This is a genomic window from Streptomyces sp. NRRL S-1022, from assembly GCF_000720135.1.
GTDB lineage: Bacteria > Actinomycetota > Actinomycetes > Streptomycetales > Streptomycetaceae > Streptomyces.
In genome coordinates this window covers 1-444 of the sequence record NZ_JOIU01000124.1, presented here as the reverse complement: position 1 = coordinate 444, position 444 = coordinate 1, and the positions used below count along the sequence as shown (strand labels likewise).

At 70.0% G+C, this 444-nt stretch carries 1 protein-coding gene; it reads left to right on the top strand.

Annotated features, from left to right (window positions below; translation table 11 throughout):
* On the top strand, positions 1-444 hold a 444-nt coding region (locus IG05_RS43205), incomplete at both ends, for a putative T7SS-secreted protein (RefSeq protein ID WP_037815925.1).

The following is a 444-nucleotide window of genomic DNA, read 5'->3' as shown; positions in this document are numbered from 1 at the left end:
GTTCGACAAGGTCAGCCAGGGGCTGAAGAAGGTCGACTCCTCCGGCTGGAAGGGTGAGGGCGGGGACGCCTTCCGTGAGAAGTTCGGGGTGCATCCCGCCAAGTGGGCGCAGGCGGCGGAGGCGTGCAAGGCGGCGGCGGATGCGCTGGAGTCGTACGCCGACACGGTGAAGTGGGCGCAAGGGCAGGCGCAGGAGGCCGTAGCGCTTTACAAGAAGGGGGAGAAGGCGTCCAAGGCCGCGTTCGCCACGTACACGGACAAGGTCGAGTCGTACAAGGCCAAGGCGGACGCGGGTGAGGACCCGGGCCCGGATCCGGGGAAGTTCGACGACCCGGGCAAGGCGGACGTCCAGGCCGCGCAGCACAAGCTCGCCGAGGCCCGCAAGCAGCGCAACACCGCCGCCACCGAGGCGCAGGGCAAGGTGAAGGCGGCCCTGGCGCACGC